Genomic DNA, 14,824 nt, shown 5'->3' on the forward strand with positions numbered 1-14,824 from the left:
GGCCAGCCATACACACACTTGCACCCCAATCCACAAACGAACGGAGACCCAGCATGAAGACGCGCCTTACGATCCTCCTCTCGGCTGCCGCCATGGCCTTCGCCTCGCATGCCGCCCTTGCGAAAGACTGGACGACGATCCGCATCGGCGTCGACCCCACCTACCCGCCGTTCGAGTCCACCGCGACCGACGGCAGCATGAAGGGCTTCGACATCGATCTCGGCAATGCGCTGTGCGCGAAGCTCAACGCCAAATGCGTGTGGGTTTCCAGCAGCTTCGACGGTTTGATCCCCGGCTTGCAGGCGCGCAAATTCGACGTGATTCTCTCGTCGATGGCGGCCACCGAGCGGCGCCGCCAGCAGATCGATTTCACGGACCGTCTTTATCGCAACCAGACGCGCCTGATCGCGCGCGCGAATTCCGGACTCCTGCCTGAAGCATCGAAGCTTTCGGGCAAGCGCATCGCTGTCGAGCAAGGCACGATTCAGGAAACCTATGCGCGCGAAAAATGGTCCGCTTCGGGCGTCGAGGTCGTGCCGTATCCGAGCTATGACCAGGCTTATGTGGATCTCGTCAATGCGCGCGTGGATGGCGTGCTGATGGACGCCGTGCAAGGGCAGCTTGGCTTCCTCTCCACGCCGCAAGGCAAGGGCTTTGCGTTCGCGGGCGGCACCGTTTACGACGCGAAGATCATGGGCAACGGCGACGCCGCGGGCGTGCGCAAATCGGACGCCGATCTGCGCGACGCGCTCAACCGCGCCATTGCACAGATCCGCAACGACGGCACGTACAACAAGATCCAGTCGAAGTACTTCGACTTCGATATGTACGGGAATTGAGGTAGCCGCTTCGAAAGACACGTGCAACAACGGGGCCGATTTCAAGGCCCCGCTTTTTGCGCATTTCAACCTTCAGTGTTCTCGAAGAAATAACCCGGCACGTCCGGCCCCCACAGATACAGGGAGTCTTCGGGCGGATGGTTGCTGCCGGGCCACTCCGTGCCGGCCCCAACGTAGTCGATATCGGACGAGTATTCCCAGAACGAACCCCACGGGTCGCGCACGTACTGAAAGTAGTTCGATCCGAGCACGTGGCGCCCAACGCCCCATCCGTCGACATAGCCCGCACGCTGCATCTGCATCTTGCCCAGGCCGACTGCTTCGACATCCGGAACATCCCATGAGCTGTGGTGCCATCCCTTCCTTTCGCCGCATGCGAATGCGACCAGGTGATGATCGCTGCCATGGCGCGCGTGCAGGAACGCGACGATGCCCTCGGACCCGTCGGATAGCGTCAGGCCCAATGCGCGTTCGTAAAAGGCGACCGCGCCGTCCACGTCCGGCGTGAACATCAGCACATGAGAAAGGCGTGCGGGACGGGTAAGCTGCGCTTCGGCGCGCGCACACGCGCCGCGTGAACGCCGGGGCGCCGATTCGTTGCTCGACACCGGCTTGCACCCCGGCGAGGTTTTGACGCCCGCCTTGAGTCGCAAAAGGTTTCCGTCCAGATCGTGGAACCAGAAGCCGTCGTCCGGCGCGAGCCGCGCGGGCGCGGCGGCCTTGCCGCCGGCTGCCAGAATCTGCTCGCACAAGGGCTCGAAGTCGTCGTCGAAGCAGTTCAGCGCGAGATACGCGAGCTGCTTTCGCGCCCCCTCGCGCACCCTCGCCCATACGTGATCGCTTTGCGGCGTGCGCAGCAGCAACTCATCCGGCTGCCGCTCCAGCTCGAAGCCGAAGGCGTCGAGAAAGCGCGCGGCCTCCCCGAGGTCTGGCACATCGAGCGCGAAATGGTCGATCGAATGAATGCCGAAACGCGCGCGCCTGGTCGTCGTCGATGTCATGATCTCAACTCCCGTGTCAGGCGGCCACGCCGCTTGCATGAGCCTGCGCGCCGCTCGTTGCGCGCGGCGCAGCGCCGAGCACCTGCGTCAGCACGCGCCGCAATTCTCTCGCAGGGTCCGCCGCGCGCGTGTTGCAGCGCCAGGCGACGAAGCGATCCGGCCGCACCAGCACGCAGCCATCGTCCTCGATCTCGCGTTGCGCGGCCCACTGCCCGTATGCATCGAACGTAGGCGTTGCATGCGCGATCGACACCGCATCGATCCTGATGCCGAATTCGTCGCTCACCTGCCGCGCCGCATCGATCCAGGCCTCGCCGCCCCTTCCGGTCAGCACCGTGAACACCCCGTTGCCGACCAGATCGAGCGTCGACACCTGCTTGCCCTCGCGCTCGATCCACGCATGCGGAAGATACGCGCCGGGCGCCGTGGTGGCGTGGTAATACAGCTCGGGATCGCGCGGTGCAGCGGGGAAGGTCGCGCCGTCGCGCACGACCGCAGCCGATTCGTAGCGCTGCCCCAGTTCGACGCCATGACAGTTGAACTGATAGTTCTGTTGGTCGACGGCCTGCGCGAGCGCCTTGCGGCGCGCCTTGCCGGTTTCGCTGTCCGAGAACAGCTCGTTGAGCGAGGCCCAGCCTTCCTCGGCGCTCTGCCCTTGCGAGAAGCCGAGCGCATTCGCAATCGGCAGCATCTCGCCAACCGATTTGATCGCCCGGTTCACGACGCCCTGGGCAACCGGCTGCCGCTCATCCGAGTAGGTTTGCAGGAGCGCGGGCGAGGCGTCGCCCTTGACGATCATCGCGAGCTTCCAGGCCAGATTGAACGCGTCCTGCACAGACGTATTCGAGCCGAGCCCGTTCGCCGGCGGATGCCGGTGCGCCGCATCGCCCGCAATCGCCACGCGGCCCTTGACCATGGTGCGCGCGACCATCCGGTTGATGGTCCACTTCGAAACGGCCTTCACGCGAATGGGAATATCCGCTTCGCCGATGGTGGCGCGGGCGCGCGCGATCACCGCTTCCTCGCTGAGATCGGGCTCGCCCTCTTTCGGGTCGTACATGAAGAGCAGCACCCACTCGTTCCACGGGCGCACGCAGATCCAGGTGCCGCTGCCCACCCAGTAATCGCTGCCCGGCTGGGTCATCCAGTACAGCACGCCGGGGCGGTGCGCCGTGTACTTCGCCAGATCGACTTCCAGCCAGCAGTTGACTGCGCAGCCCAATCCCATCTCGCCGTCCATCTCGAAGCCAAGATCCCGCACGACGACGCTCTGCGCGCCATCCGCTCCCACGGCGTAGTCGGAGATCACTTCGATCTCCTCACCGGTCACGCGATCGACGAGCCGCGAGTAGACAGCCTCTTCGGTCTGCCGAATCGACACCAGCTCCGTATTGAAGAGAATCTGCGCGCCATACTCGCGCGCTGCCGTGAGAATGACCGGTTCGAGCAGGTGCTGCGGCGCGTTGCACATTTGCGAGGGGCTCGCCGCTTCATAGTCGGACTTGCGCCCGACACCGGTGCCCCATGTTTGCAGCCGCGCGAGTTCCGTGCCGGCAAAGCTGGTTGCCCACACATTATTCGACATCAGCTCGTGGGACGTGGCGAGGGCTCGCACGCGATCCTCGATGCCCAGATCGCGAAACACCTCCACGGTGCGCTGATTCGTGATGTGCGCGCGAGGCGAATGAGCCGTGCCGGCGTAGCGCGTAATCGCCAGCACTTCGACACCGTATTTCGCCAGCAATGCGGCTGTCGTGAGTCCGGCGGGGCCGGCACCCACCACAAAAACCGGAACGTGAATCTTTTTCATGTCTCCTCCTTCAGGTAACCTAAACGATTGTGCGGCGCTCGATCATCGCTGGATCGGCGCGTCTTCGTCGACGACGGTGTTGCGCAATACGCCAAGACCTTCGATCTCGACTTCGCACACGTCGCCGGCGCGCATGATGAGCTTCGGCTCGCGCGCCCAGCCAATGCCGGCAGGCGTGCCGCTCACGATGACATCGCCGGCTTCGAGCGTGATCGCTTCGCTGATGACCGAGATGAGCGAAGCGACGTCGTGCAGCATGTCGTTCGTATTCGCCAATTGCACGACCTTGCCGTTCAGGCGCGTTTCGAGCTTGAGGCCCGCGCCGCCCGCGGGCAGTTCATCTGCTGTGACGAACATCGGGCCGAACGCGCCGGTGCCGTCGAAGTTCTTGCCGACCGTCCATTGCGGCGACTTGAACTGGTACTCGCGCACGGATCCGTCATTGAAGATCGAGTAGCCCGCCACGCAGGAGAGCGCATGCTCCTTCGAAATATGACGGCCGCCGCCGCCAAGGATGACCGCCAGTTCGCCTTCGAAATCCAGCGAGTCGGAGATGCGCGGACGGATCATGGGCGCATCGTGGCCAATCAGGCTAGAGTTCAGCCGCGGGAAGATGGTCGGATAGTCGGGCTGCTCGTACGGGCTTTCCTTCGTGTGGTCCGCGTAGTTGAGCCCGATGCACAGCAGCTTGCCGGGGCGCGCAAGCGGCGGCAGATACGCTACGGAATCGGCCGGAAATATTTCGTCGGTCGCGAGGGTCGACGCATCGAGGGAAGCGAGATCGACTCCGCGCGCGAGGAGGTCATCGAGGGTCGTTTCGCCGAGCGAGCGGATGGTGTCGCCCTGGACGATTCCGAGCAGCCGGCGGCGGTTGTCGGGGGAAAAATGGACGTATCGCATTGCGTCTCCAGATGTTGTTAACTTGATGGCATGTCGAGGCTCGATGAGGGAAGAATAGAAATGGGCTCGCGGCCGCGGTAGATCGCGCGGCCGCACAGAGTGTTCTGTCAAAGGAACAATCGAAGAGCGAGCAAACGAAGTGCGCGGCTGAAGTGGATAGCGCGCGCAAAGCGCTCACTCGTCTTTCTGGATGTGCGTGGCGAGATGATCGATCAGCAGCCGCACGGCTGGCAGGAGACCTCTGCGTGACGGAAAGACGGCGTGAACCAGCCCGCCCTTGGGCGTCCAGCCTGGCACCACGTCGACCAGCGTGCCTTCTTCGAGCTCGTTTTCGACCACCATATAGGGCATCTGAACGATGCCTACGCCTTTCAGGGCGGCCTGCCGGAGCACGGTCAAGTCGTCGGTGATATAGCGCGGTGCGTGATGTACGCGCACCTCGGCGCCGTCCGGACCGACCAGATCCCAGACGTGATCGCGCTGCGGTCCCCAGTCGAGGCTGGGCACGCCGGCGAGATCCGCTGGATTGGCAATCGGCCCGTGCTTTTCGAGGAGCGCCGATGCAGCAACGAGGCGCTGCGGGCTGCCAGAAAGCACCCGCATGACCAGCCCGCTATCTTCGAGCGGCGGAAAGCGCACGCGCAGCGCGAGATCGAAGCCTTCGCCGAGGACGTCGACCCGGCGATTGGTTGCATCGAGAAGAATCCGCACCTTCGGGTACAGCATCATGAAGTCGGCCACGAGTGTCCCGATGCGGTACTCGAGCAGCGTGGTGGGGCAACTCATGCGCACCACGCCCTGGGGTTCGGAAACCCTGCGCTCCATGACCTCGCGGGCGGCATCGGCTTCCACGAGCACGGCAATGCAGCGTTCGTAGAATTCCTGCCCCGTCTCCGTTACCGAGAAATGCCGTGTGGACCGGTTGAGCAGACGAACGCCATATCGGGCTTCGAGGTCGGCAACGCGCCGGCTCAGCTTGGACTTGGGCATATTGAGCGCCCGGCCGGCCTGGGTGAAACCGTGGTTCTCGACTACTTTCACAAAGTAGAAGATGTCGTTTAGATCGTCCATGACTGTTCCTTTGACAGGACAATCGAGACATATTAGGGCATGGGCGCCAACCACTGCGGTGTTCTTCTCATGGAACACAGTCGGCGTTTTCGTGGGCTGGAAGCTCTTGCGTCGTCCGCATAGGATTACTTTTGCATGCGGAGCCGATGCGGCACGCATCGCCCTCGGGATGTCACTTTCACTTCCTGCACTGTTTCCGGAGCTAACCATGGCAAGCGAACCCATTCGCGACCCCGCGAACGACCATCTGCTCACCCCGCAGAATGCGGCATTCATCGTTATCGATTACCAGCCGGTCCAGGTAAATTCCATCGCATCAATGGATCGCCAGTTGCTGGTCAACAACATCGTGGGCACCGCCAAGGCCGCAGTCGCCTACAAGCTGCCGATCATTCATTCGACGGTCAACGTGAAGACCGGCCTGAACAAGCCGCCGATCCCGCAACTGCGCGCCGTGCTGGGCGACTATCCGACCTACGACCGCACGAGCATCAATTCGTGGGAAGACGTTGAATTCCGCCAGGCCGTTGAAGCCACCGGCCGCAAGAAGCTGATCATGACAGCGCTTTGGACGGAAGCCTGCCTGACGTTCCCGGCACTCGATGCGCTGAAGGCCGGCTATGAGGTTTATGTCGTGGTCGATGCGGTCGGCGGCACGTCTGTCGCAGCGCACGATGCCGCGTTGCGCCGCATCGAACAGGCAGGCGGGAAGATGATCAGCGTCGCGCAACTGTTCTGCGAGTTGCAACGCGACTGGGCTCGCAGTGAAACCGTGCCGGCGTTCATGGATCTGTTCATTTCAACCGGTGGTACAGCCGGTATTCAGTTTTCGTACGATAAGAGCTGATGGGCTTATGCGCGCGGACGGTTGGGGTAGCCGTCCGCGCGTAATTTGCCTACATTACCCACCATCGGGCGGCGAAGAGGTCAACATGCACTTCAGTGAGCGAACTTTCAAGGACGCACTTGGAGCGACCGTTATACAGAGCCGCCTGGGACCTTCACAAGGCAGGCACGGATACGAGAAGCTCTTGTTCCCGGGCATCGAAGTAGGATTAGCGGGCTGGCAGAGATCGCACAGTCAAGGTGGCGGCACGGGATTTGAAAGCCCACATGCTATTCGCTACGCCCCGGAAGAAGTGAATCAGCAGTTTCAGCGCTTGGGTATAGAACGATATCTCAGAGAGCTTGTAGAGCTGAAACCTGCTGACACCGAACTTTGGCTTACCACAGTAACAACGACTCATTCCCGGACGCTTCGGCTAAAGGAAATTCAGTACCGCGTGGATGCTGTGAAGAATGGTCTGTCCCGCAAATTGTTTGAGGCAAGCATCGAGATCCCGGATCAACGGGTTAATCCGAAAGTGATCATTCATGCCACGCCATTCGTGAAGACATTTTAGAGTTTCAGTGAACGAAAAAGGCTTCACTGCATGAATGCAATCATTCGGCGCCTCCATGACTGAGCCTCGTCTGACCTTGCTCGACCAGCCGTTGAACGGCCGAAACCGCTACGCCATTCTGTTTCGGATCCAGAATGCCAAAAAGCCCGCAACACGCATGCGCAAGATCGAGGAGTTCATCGGCATGCTGAATCGCGGCGAAACCATTCATCCCTAGCGCCAGGCAATTGCTGTCCCGGCAGACGGTCACGGTCATCGCGGATGCCGGAGTAGGCATTCTCGCGCTCGTGTGAAACCTGCTCACGAGCGCTCGCGCAAGGCTGTGCAATGCATCGCATCGCAGCAATAGACGTCCATGGGTCCGCGCCAGCAACCTCGCCAGCAATTGATTCTGATCAAAAGAGACAGGCAGCGCGTTGTCATCATGGTTTTAATCAGCGTTTATCTGAATCTCTTGTCGCGCTCGTTATTTTAGTTAGCAATCAAATTAAATATTACAAGTGTCGATTTTGGATAGAAGCATCCTTTGGAAAGACCAGATGAGCCAGGAAGGCTCTGTTATCTGATTCAAGGAGAGATTTCATGTCTGATTCCGCATCCGCAGCCGGCTCCGGCCCGGCGGCCAAGCCAGCCGTCACCGCCGAGCCCGCCCCGAAACTGCGCCTGGGTGCGCTAACCGCGCTGGTCGTGGGATCGATGATCGGCGGCGGCATTTTCTCCCTGCCGCAAAACATGGCGGTCAGCGCCGGCGCCGGCGCCGTGCTGATCGGCTGGGCCATCACCGCGGTCGGCATGCTGACGCTTGCGTTCGTCTTCGAGACGCTCGCCAACCGCAAGCCCGATCTCGACGGCGGCGTCTACATCTACGCGAAGGAAGGCTTCGGCGACTATATGGGCTTTTCCTCCGCGTGGGGGTACTGGATCAGCGCGTGGCTCGGCAACGTCGGCTACTTCGTTCTCCTTTTCAGCACCTTCGGCTACTTCTTCCCGGTCTTCGGCGAAGGCAACACGCCAATCGCCATCGTTTGCGCATCTGCGCTGCTGTGGGGCGTGCATTTCCTCGTATTGCGAGGCATCAAGGAAGCGACCTTCGTCAATCTGATCACCACGATTGCGAAGATCGTCCCCATCGTCCTGTTCATTCTGATCTGCGCCTTCGCTTTCAAGTCGCACGTCTTCACGAATGACTTCTTCGGATTGGGCAATGCGAAGCTCGGCAGCATCACGAATCAGGTCCGCAACATGATGCTCGTGACCGTCTGGGTGTTCATCGGGATCGAAGGCGCCAGTATCTTCTCCGCGCGCGCGGAAAAGCGCACCGATGTCGGCAAGGCAACTGTCGTCGGTTTCGTGGGCGTCCTGCTCGTGCTCGTGCTGGTGAACGTCCTGTCGCTCGGCATCATGACCCAGCCGCAACTCGCCGCCTTGCAAAACCCGTCGATGGCCGGCGTGCTCGAGCATGTCGTCGGCCACTGGGGCGCAGTGCTGATCAGCGTGGGGCTCGTGATCTCGCTGGCCGGCGCACTGCTGTCGTGGGTGCTGCTGTGCGCCGAAATCATCTTCTCCGCAGCGCGCGACAGCACGATGCCCAAGTTCGTGCGCAAGGAGAACGCAAAGCGTGTGCCGTCGAACGCGCTCTGGCTGACCAACGGCCTGACCCAGATCTTTCTGCTGATCACGCTGTTCTCGAAGGGAACTTACCTGTCTCTGATTTACCTGGCAACGTCGATGATCCTGCTGCCGTATTTCTGGTCGGCGGCCTACGCACTGCTCCTTGCCTGGCGTCGTGAAACCTATGAGCGCGAGCCGAAGGAGCGCACCAAGGACCTCGTGATCTCGGCGATTTCGGTGATCTACGCGCTGTGGCTGCTCTACGCGGGCGGGCTCAAGTACGTCCTGCTGTCGGCACTGCTTTATGCGCCGGGCGTCGTGCTGTTCGCCAAGGCGAAGCGTGAAGCCGGTCAACCGGTCTTCACACAGATCGAGAAACTCATTTTCGCGGTGGTCGTGGTCGGCGCAGGCGCCGCCGCATTCGGCCTTTACCAGGGGTATCTCACGCTTTAATTCCAGGAGAAACATGATGGGCACGGAAACACCCCAATATGGCGTTCATTCCGAAGCAGGCAAGCTGCGCAAGGTAATGGTGTGCTCGCCCGGTCTCGCACACCAGCGCCTGACACCGAGCAATTGCGATGAGCTGCTCTTCGATGACGTCATCTGGCTGAACCAGGCCAAGCGCGATCATTTCGACTTCGTCACCAAGATGCGCGAGCGCGATGTCGAAGTGCTGGAGATGCACAACCTCCTCACGGAGACGGTGCAGAATCCGGAGGCGCTGAAGTGGATCCTCGACCGGAAGGTGCGCCCGAACACTGTCGGCGTCGGGCTCGCCAGCGAGGTTCGGTCGTGGATGGAAGGGCTCGAACCGCGCAAGCAGGCCGAGTTTCTGATCGGTGGCGTTGTCGCGGAGGACATTCCCGACACCGCCCACAGCAACGCCCTCAAGTTGTTTCGCCAGTATCTGGGTTACTCGAGCTTCGTGTTGCCGCCGCTGCCGAACACGCTCTTCACGCGCGATACGACCTGCTGGATCTATGGGGGCGTGAGCCTCAACCCAATGTACTGGCCGGCCCGCAGGCAGGAAACGCTGCTGGCGACGGCGATCTACAAGTTCCACCCCCAATTCGTCGGTCAACCGTTCGAGTTCTGGTACGGCGACCCGGACGAGGACCACGGCGCGGCAACGCTCGAAGGCGGCGACGTGATGCCGATCGGCCGCGGCGTCGTCCTGATCGGCATGGGCGAGCGCACCTCGCGGCAGGCGATCGGCGCGCTTGCGCAGAGCCTGTTCGCGAAGGGCGCGGCGCAACGCGTCATCGTCGCCGGGTTGCCGAAGTCCCGCGCGGCCATGCATCTCGACACGGTATTCACGTTCTGCGATCGCGATCTCGTCACGGTGTTCCCCGAAGTCGTGAATGAAATCGTCGCGTTCTCGGTGCGGCCCGACGAATCGCAGCCCTCGAATCTGAACATCCGCCACGAAGAAAAGCCGTTCATCGACGTCGTGGGCGAGGCACTCGGTCTGCCGAAACTGCGCGTCGTGGAGACGGGCGGCAACAGCTTCGCTGCCGAGCGCGAACAATGGGACGACGGCAATAACGTCGTCTGCCTCGAACCCGGCGTAGTCGTCGGCTACGACCGCAACACCTACACGAACACGCTGTTGCGCAAGGCCGGCGTCGAGGTCATCACGATCAGCGCGAGCGAGCTGGGCCGCGGCCGGGGCGGCGGCCACTGCATGACATGCCCCATCGTGCGTGACCCGGTCGATTACTGACTCACCCACGCATCTGCCCACGCATCCGGGCCCGTCCCCGCCGGCCGCGGGCCCTGCACTCGACGACTTGCTTCCACCCGGCCCATTTACGTTGGAGAACCGCTATGAGTTTCAATTTGCGCAATCGAAGTCTCCTCAGCCTGATGCACCACACGCCCCGCGAGCTGCGCTATCTCCTCGACCTCTCGCGCGACCTGAAGCGCGCCAAGTACACCGGCACCGAGCAGCAGCATCTGAAGGGCGTGAACATCGCGCTGATCTTCGAGAAGACGTCCACGCGCACGCGCTGTGCATTCGAGGTCGCCGCCTACGACCAGGGCGCGAACGTCACCTACATTGATCCGCATTCCTCACAGATCGGCCACAAGGAGAGCATGAAGGACACGGCTCGCGTGCTCGGCCGCATGTACGACGCGATCGAGTATCGGGGCTTCAGGCAAGACATCGTCGAAGAACTTGCGAAGTACGCGGGCGTTCCGGTGTTCAACGGTCTCACCGACGAATATCACCCGACCCAGATGCTCGCCGACGTACTGACGATGCGCGAACACAGCGACAAGCCGCTGCCGCAGATCAGCTACGCGTACCTCGGCGACGCGCGCAACAACATGGGCAACTCGCTGCTGCTGATCGGTGCGAAGCTCGGCATGGATGTGCGCATCGGCGCGCCGAAGGCGCTTTGGCCGAATGCGGAGCACATTGACGCTTGCCAGCGCTTTGCCGCCGAAAGCGGCGCCCGTCTCACGCTAACCGAAGATGCGAACGCCGCGGTCAATGGCGTGGACTTCGTGCATACGGACGTCTGGGTTTCGATGGGCGAACCGGTCGAGGCGTGGGGAGAGCGCATCGGCGAGCTGCTGCCTTACCAGGTCAACATGGCGCTGATGAAGGCCGCGCAAAACGCGCAGGTGAAGTTCATGCACTGCCTGCCCGCATTCCATAACAGCGAAACCGAGGTCGGCAAGAAAATCGCCCAGCAGTACCCGGCGCTCTCCAACGGGATCGAAGTGACCGAGGATGTTTTCGAGTCGCCGCTCAATATCGCCTTCGAGCAAGCCGAGAACCGTATGCACACGATCAAGGCGATCCTCGTCTCCACGCTTGCAGATCTCTGAGCAGCCGCGTGGCCCCGGTTGACGCGGCGCGCCCGATGCAAGGGCGCGCCGCGCGCCATCGAAACGAATTTTGAAAGGGGCAGCATTATGCGTATCGTCATAGCGTTGGGCGGGAACGCCCTCTTGCGGCGCGGCGAGCCGATGACATCCGGCAACCAGCGCGAAAATGTGCGAATCGCGGCGCAGCAAATCGCGCAGATCGCACCAGACAACGAGCTCGTGATCGCGCACGGCAACGGCCCGCAAGTCGGCCTGCTCGCGCTGCAGGGCGCGGCTTACAAGGAAGTCGAAACCTATCCGCTCGACGTGCTCGGCGCGCAAACCGAAGGCATGATCGGCTATCTGATCGAACAGGAACTCGGCAACCTGCTGCCCTACGAAGTTCCGTTCGCGACGATTCTCACCCAGGTCGAAGTCGACGCGCGCGATCCCGCGTTCCGCAACCCGACCAAGCCAATCGGTCCGGTCTATGGCAAAGAGGAGGCCGAGCGTCTTGCCAAAGAACGCGGCTGGAGCATCGCGCCGGACGGCGACAAGTTTCGCCGCGTCGTGGCGAGCCCACGGCCGAAACACATCTTCGAAATCCGGCCGGTCAAGTGGCTGCTCGATCACGGCACGATCGTCATCTGCGCGGGCGGCGGCGGCATACCGACCTGCTACGACGAGGCGCGCCAGCACCTGACCGGAGTCGAAGCCGTAATCGACAAGGACCTTTGCTCCGCGCTGCTTGCCGAGGAGCTAGACGCCGACCTGCTGATCATCGCCACCGACGTCGATGCCGCCTATGTCGATTGGGGCAAGCCGGGCCAGAAGGCCATCGCGCAGGCCCATCCCGACGCGCTCGAGAAGCTGGGCTTCGCCGCCGGATCGATGGGGCCCAAGGTTCAGGCGGCGATGGAGTTCGCCCGCAATACCGGCAAGGACGCGGTGATCGGTTCGTTATCGGACATCGTTGCCATTACGAAGCGCCAGGCCGGCACGCGCGTTAGCATTCTCGAGCCTGGCATCCAGTATCGCGCGGCAGCGGCCAGCTAACGCCGCAGCGCATCATGCCTCCAGTGAAACCCTCAATGTCACAAGCGGAGATCCGACCAAAGTCTTATTCATCGTGTCGAATTGCGCTGCTATGCTGGACCTCGACGTGCAGCGCCGCACGGCACCATTCCCGATACTCCGAACTGAACTGCGATGAGCAGGCGAGCCGCTCACTGGAGGTGCGCGTGCTTCGGCACCGCCGTGCTGCTCTGGCAGGCGGGTGCGCTGCACGCCCAAGAACTGGAACCTCGAACCTACTCCGCCTCCCCGGTCGGCACGAACTTCATTGTCGCGGGCTACTCGCACGTGAGCGGAGACGTTCTCACCGACCCTTCCCTCCCGATCAGCGGCGTGCGCGCGCAGATCGACAATTTTGTGCTCGGCTACGTCCACACATTCGCGCTCGCGGGCCACACGGCGTCGTTTGGTCTGGGTGTTCCGTTCCAGCGCGCGGACCTGAGCGGACTCGTGATCGACGCCCCGACCCAGGTCCATCGCGGCGGCGTTGGCGACATGCAAATGCGATTCGCCCTCAACCTGTTCGGCAATCCCCCGCTTTCGCCGGAGGAATTCGCGCAAGCGCCGCCTCGCACCTCGCTGGGCATCAGCCTGACAGTCCAGGCGCCCACTGGACAGTACGTTCCCACGCGTCTCGTCAATCTGGGTAACAACCGCTGGGCGTTCAAACCTGAAATCGGCGTGTCGCAACCGTGGGGTAACTGGTTCTTCGAGGCTTCGGTGGGTGTTTTTTTCTTCACCGCCAACACGAGCTTCTTCAACGGACATGAGAAGAGCCAGGCGCCGCTCGCGATCACGCAGCTCCATGGCGGCTACACCTTCCGTCCCGGCTTATGGCTCGCCGTCGATCTCGGTTATGCCCTGGGCGGCGGCGCCAGTGTGGACGGTGCGTCGAGCGGCAGTTCCCAGGCGAACCTGCGCGGCGGAGTCACGCTCGCGGTGCCAATCGCACGCGGCTGGTCGGCCAAGCTCGCCTGGTCGCGCGGCTTCGTCGCACGGGCAGCGGGCAACTACCAGATCGTGACGGTGGCGCTTCAATATCGCTGGTTCGACCGGTGAACGCTCATCGCTGCCCCTTTATCGCGGCGTTTGCGGCAAAGGCACGCGATTGACGGAGATCAACGAGTAGAGGAAGCGAAATACTAGAGTGGGTGCGAACGGCTTCCCGGTTTCCGATGCGCTGTTCTTCATTGCGCCGGACCGGTCCGTGGGACTGCCGACATTGCAGGCGGTCTTCGTTGCACGACACACTTGAAAGGTCGGGATATGGGCTTCCTTGCTCGCTTTATGCGTTCCTCGCGAACCCCCGGCGCGCTTGCTGAAGGCGCACGCCTGGACGAAATGATCGAACGTGTCGTTGCCATGGAGTCCCGTTTGCGGTTGGCGAAAAGTTACCGAAAACGCCTTGGCGGATCGATCCGCATCTCGCTTCGCTACATCGACGATCTAACTGGTTCGTTGCCCGCGCCTCACGAGGCCAACACGGCAGCCTGGTCGACCGACCCGTTGATTCGCGCATTCTTTGCGACGGCGGAAGACCTGCCAAAAGCGTTCAGCCGCTCGGAGACGTTGCGCGAATACTTCGCTTGTCATCCCGACATTACGCACGCCCACGTCACGCTGGGGATGGCGATGATCGAGCGGCACGTGCTGGGTGTCGCCCTCGAGGGCGATTCGGTACGTCATGAAGTGCCGCAGACCAAGCTTTGTTTCATGGACCACCGCGTCAGCATCTGCGCGCGCTCAGACCCGGAGCTGCGCGAGGAAATTGTGCGCAGGATGATCGATCAGCTGGCGCTGGAAGGACTGGCGAAACTCGCCGCCGACCGCCGCGAACTGGTCGAGAAAGGACGTGAACTGCTCGAGGCGCGCGTGAAGTTGCTGGAGCAGCGAGGTACAGGTATTCGCTTTCTGGTAGGTGACGCACCAGACACCGCAGCGGACGAACTGAAACGGCTACAGGCCCAAATCGAAGAAAACGCGTGCGACCTCGCTGCGCTTCGCGTCCCGACCGAGGCGATCGAACTCGAACTGGAGCGGGTCTGCGAGGTGTTTTCCAAGCCTGCGGAGCATATCTATGTCGAGAACCGCAGTGTTCGCCTCGACCTGATGAACGTGGTGAGAAACGACGAAACACAAGCCAGCCGCGTTATGGAGTTCCGCCTCGCACGGATCCCTGGCGATCCGCCTCGTATGCGTGCGTTCGCACTCGTGCGATTTCCACGTGCCGAACTCCTGCCGGCCGGGCTGCATATCGACGCCGCAACACTCGCGTCATGGGAATGAAGAAGGCCT

Annotated in this window: 13 protein-coding genes and 1 pseudogene; 10 read left to right on the top strand and 4 right to left on the bottom strand. The window is 62.1% G+C overall.

Annotation, left to right across the window (positions count from 1 at the left end):
- The first annotated feature begins 53 nt into the window (after positions 1-53).
- The gene (locus NH14_RS21820) at positions 54-839 is read left to right on the top strand and encodes an ABC transporter substrate-binding protein (RefSeq protein ID WP_035528507.1); all 786 of its coding nucleotides are present in this window, start codon (positions 54-56) and stop codon (positions 837-839) included.
- A 65-nt stretch (positions 840-904) separates the two neighbouring features.
- On the opposite strand, the gene NH14_RS21825 is transcribed toward NH14_RS21820, so the two are convergent.
- The 4 genes from NH14_RS21825 to NH14_RS21840 all read right to left on the bottom strand — a co-directional run bounded on the left by NH14_RS21825 (position 905) and on the right by NH14_RS21840 (position 5,621).
- Positions 905-1,840 carry a VOC family protein gene (locus tag NH14_RS21825; protein WP_035528771.1) on the bottom strand — a complete coding sequence of 312 codons (936 nt, stop codon included), beginning with the start codon at positions 1,838-1,840 and terminating at the stop codon, positions 905-907.
- 16 nt (positions 1,841-1,856) lie between these two features.
- A complete protein-coding gene (locus tag NH14_RS21830; protein ID WP_035528504.1) occupies positions 1,857-3,650 on the bottom strand; it encodes an FAD-dependent oxidoreductase in 1,794 nt (597 codons plus the stop codon).
- A gap of 42 nt (positions 3,651-3,692) precedes the next feature.
- Complete coding sequence (locus NH14_RS21835) at positions 3,693-4,550, bottom strand: fumarylacetoacetate hydrolase family protein (protein ID WP_035528502.1); 858 nt, start codon at positions 4,548-4,550, stop codon at positions 3,693-3,695.
- A gap of 174 nt (positions 4,551-4,724) precedes the next feature.
- Positions 4,725-5,621, bottom strand: coding sequence for a LysR substrate-binding domain-containing protein (locus NH14_RS21840; RefSeq protein ID WP_035528501.1), 897 nt, complete (start codon positions 5,619-5,621; stop codon positions 4,725-4,727).
- A gap of 208 nt (positions 5,622-5,829) precedes the next feature.
- On the opposite strand from NH14_RS21840, the gene NH14_RS21845 reads away from it, so the two are divergent.
- The 9 genes and pseudogenes from NH14_RS21845 to NH14_RS21885 all read left to right on the top strand — a co-directional run bounded on the left by NH14_RS21845 (position 5,830) and on the right by NH14_RS21885 (position 14,815).
- Entirely contained in the window at positions 5,830-6,468 is a 639-nt protein-coding gene (locus tag NH14_RS21845) for a hydrolase (protein ID WP_035528498.1), read from the top strand.
- Positions 6,469-6,652: 184 nt separating this feature from the next.
- A complete protein-coding gene (locus NH14_RS21850; protein ID WP_161790853.1) occupies positions 6,653-7,024 on the top strand; it encodes a polymorphic toxin type 4 domain-containing protein in 372 nt (123 codons plus the stop codon).
- 91 nt (positions 7,025-7,115) lie between these two features.
- Positions 7,116-7,241, top strand: a pseudogene (locus NH14_RS21855) (YdeI/OmpD-associated family protein); the annotation flags it as partial.
- Positions 7,242-7,720: 479 nt separating this feature from the next.
- Entirely contained in the window at positions 7,721-9,088 is a 1,368-nt protein-coding gene (gene arcD, locus NH14_RS21860) for an arginine-ornithine antiporter (RefSeq protein WP_237179733.1), read from the top strand.
- A gap of 16 nt (positions 9,089-9,104) precedes the next feature.
- Positions 9,105-10,361, top strand: a complete 1,257-nt coding sequence (gene arcA, locus NH14_RS21865) for an arginine deiminase (RefSeq protein WP_035528493.1) — start codon at positions 9,105-9,107, stop codon at positions 10,359-10,361.
- Between the two features lie 104 nt (positions 10,362-10,465).
- Positions 10,466-11,476, top strand: a complete 1,011-nt coding sequence (locus NH14_RS21870) for an ornithine carbamoyltransferase (RefSeq protein ID WP_035528490.1) — start codon at positions 10,466-10,468, stop codon at positions 11,474-11,476.
- Between the two features lie 87 nt (positions 11,477-11,563).
- Positions 11,564-12,511: a carbamate kinase gene (gene arcC / locus NH14_RS21875; protein WP_035528766.1), complete on the top strand. Its 948-nt coding sequence runs from the start codon at positions 11,564-11,566 to the stop codon at positions 12,509-12,511.
- A gap of 153 nt (positions 12,512-12,664) precedes the next feature.
- Complete coding sequence (locus NH14_RS21880) at positions 12,665-13,588, top strand: transporter (RefSeq protein WP_084225585.1); 924 nt, start codon at positions 12,665-12,667, stop codon at positions 13,586-13,588.
- Positions 13,589-13,795: 207 nt separating this feature from the next.
- Positions 13,796-14,815, top strand: a complete 1,020-nt coding sequence (locus NH14_RS21885; RefSeq protein WP_035528488.1) for a hypothetical protein — start codon at positions 13,796-13,798, stop codon at positions 14,813-14,815.
- The last annotated feature ends 9 nt before the right edge of the window (positions 14,816-14,824 follow it).

This window comes from Paraburkholderia sacchari, assembly GCF_000785435.2.
Lineage (GTDB): Bacteria > Pseudomonadota > Gammaproteobacteria > Burkholderiales > Burkholderiaceae > Paraburkholderia > Paraburkholderia sacchari.

Bases quoted from the DNA above. Each gene is read 5' to 3' on its own strand.
- arcD (WP_237179733.1), top strand. From the start codon at position 7,721: ATGATCGGCGGCGGCATTTTCTCCCTGCCGCAAAACATGGCGGTCAGC.
- NH14_RS21870 (WP_035528490.1), top strand. From the start codon at position 10,466: ATGAGTTTCAATTTGCGCAATCGAAGTCTCCTCAGCCTGATGCACCAC.
- NH14_RS21820 (WP_035528507.1), top strand. From the start codon at position 54: ATGAAGACGCGCCTTACGATCCTCCTCTCGGCTGCCGCCATGGCCTTC.
- NH14_RS21830 (WP_035528504.1), bottom strand. From the start codon at position 3,650: ATGAAAAAGATTCACGTTCCGGTTTTTGTGGTGGGTGCCGGCCCCGCC.
- NH14_RS21825 (WP_035528771.1), bottom strand. From the start codon at position 1,840: ATGACATCGACGACGACCAGGCGCGCGCGTTTCGGCATTCATTCGATC.
- NH14_RS21880 (WP_084225585.1), top strand. From the start codon at position 12,665: ATGAGCAGGCGAGCCGCTCACTGGAGGTGCGCGTGCTTCGGCACCGCC.
- arcA (WP_035528493.1), top strand. From the start codon at position 9,105: ATGGGCACGGAAACACCCCAATATGGCGTTCATTCCGAAGCAGGCAAG.
- NH14_RS21885 (WP_035528488.1), top strand. From the start codon at position 13,796: ATGGGCTTCCTTGCTCGCTTTATGCGTTCCTCGCGAACCCCCGGCGCG.
- NH14_RS21845 (WP_035528498.1), top strand. From the start codon at position 5,830: ATGGCAAGCGAACCCATTCGCGACCCCGCGAACGACCATCTGCTCACC.
- NH14_RS21835 (WP_035528502.1), bottom strand. From the start codon at position 4,550: ATGCGATACGTCCATTTTTCCCCCGACAACCGCCGCCGGCTGCTCGGA.
- NH14_RS21840 (WP_035528501.1), bottom strand. From the start codon at position 5,621: ATGGACGATCTAAACGACATCTTCTACTTTGTGAAAGTAGTCGAGAAC.
- arcC (WP_035528766.1), top strand. From the start codon at position 11,564: ATGCGTATCGTCATAGCGTTGGGCGGGAACGCCCTCTTGCGGCGCGGC.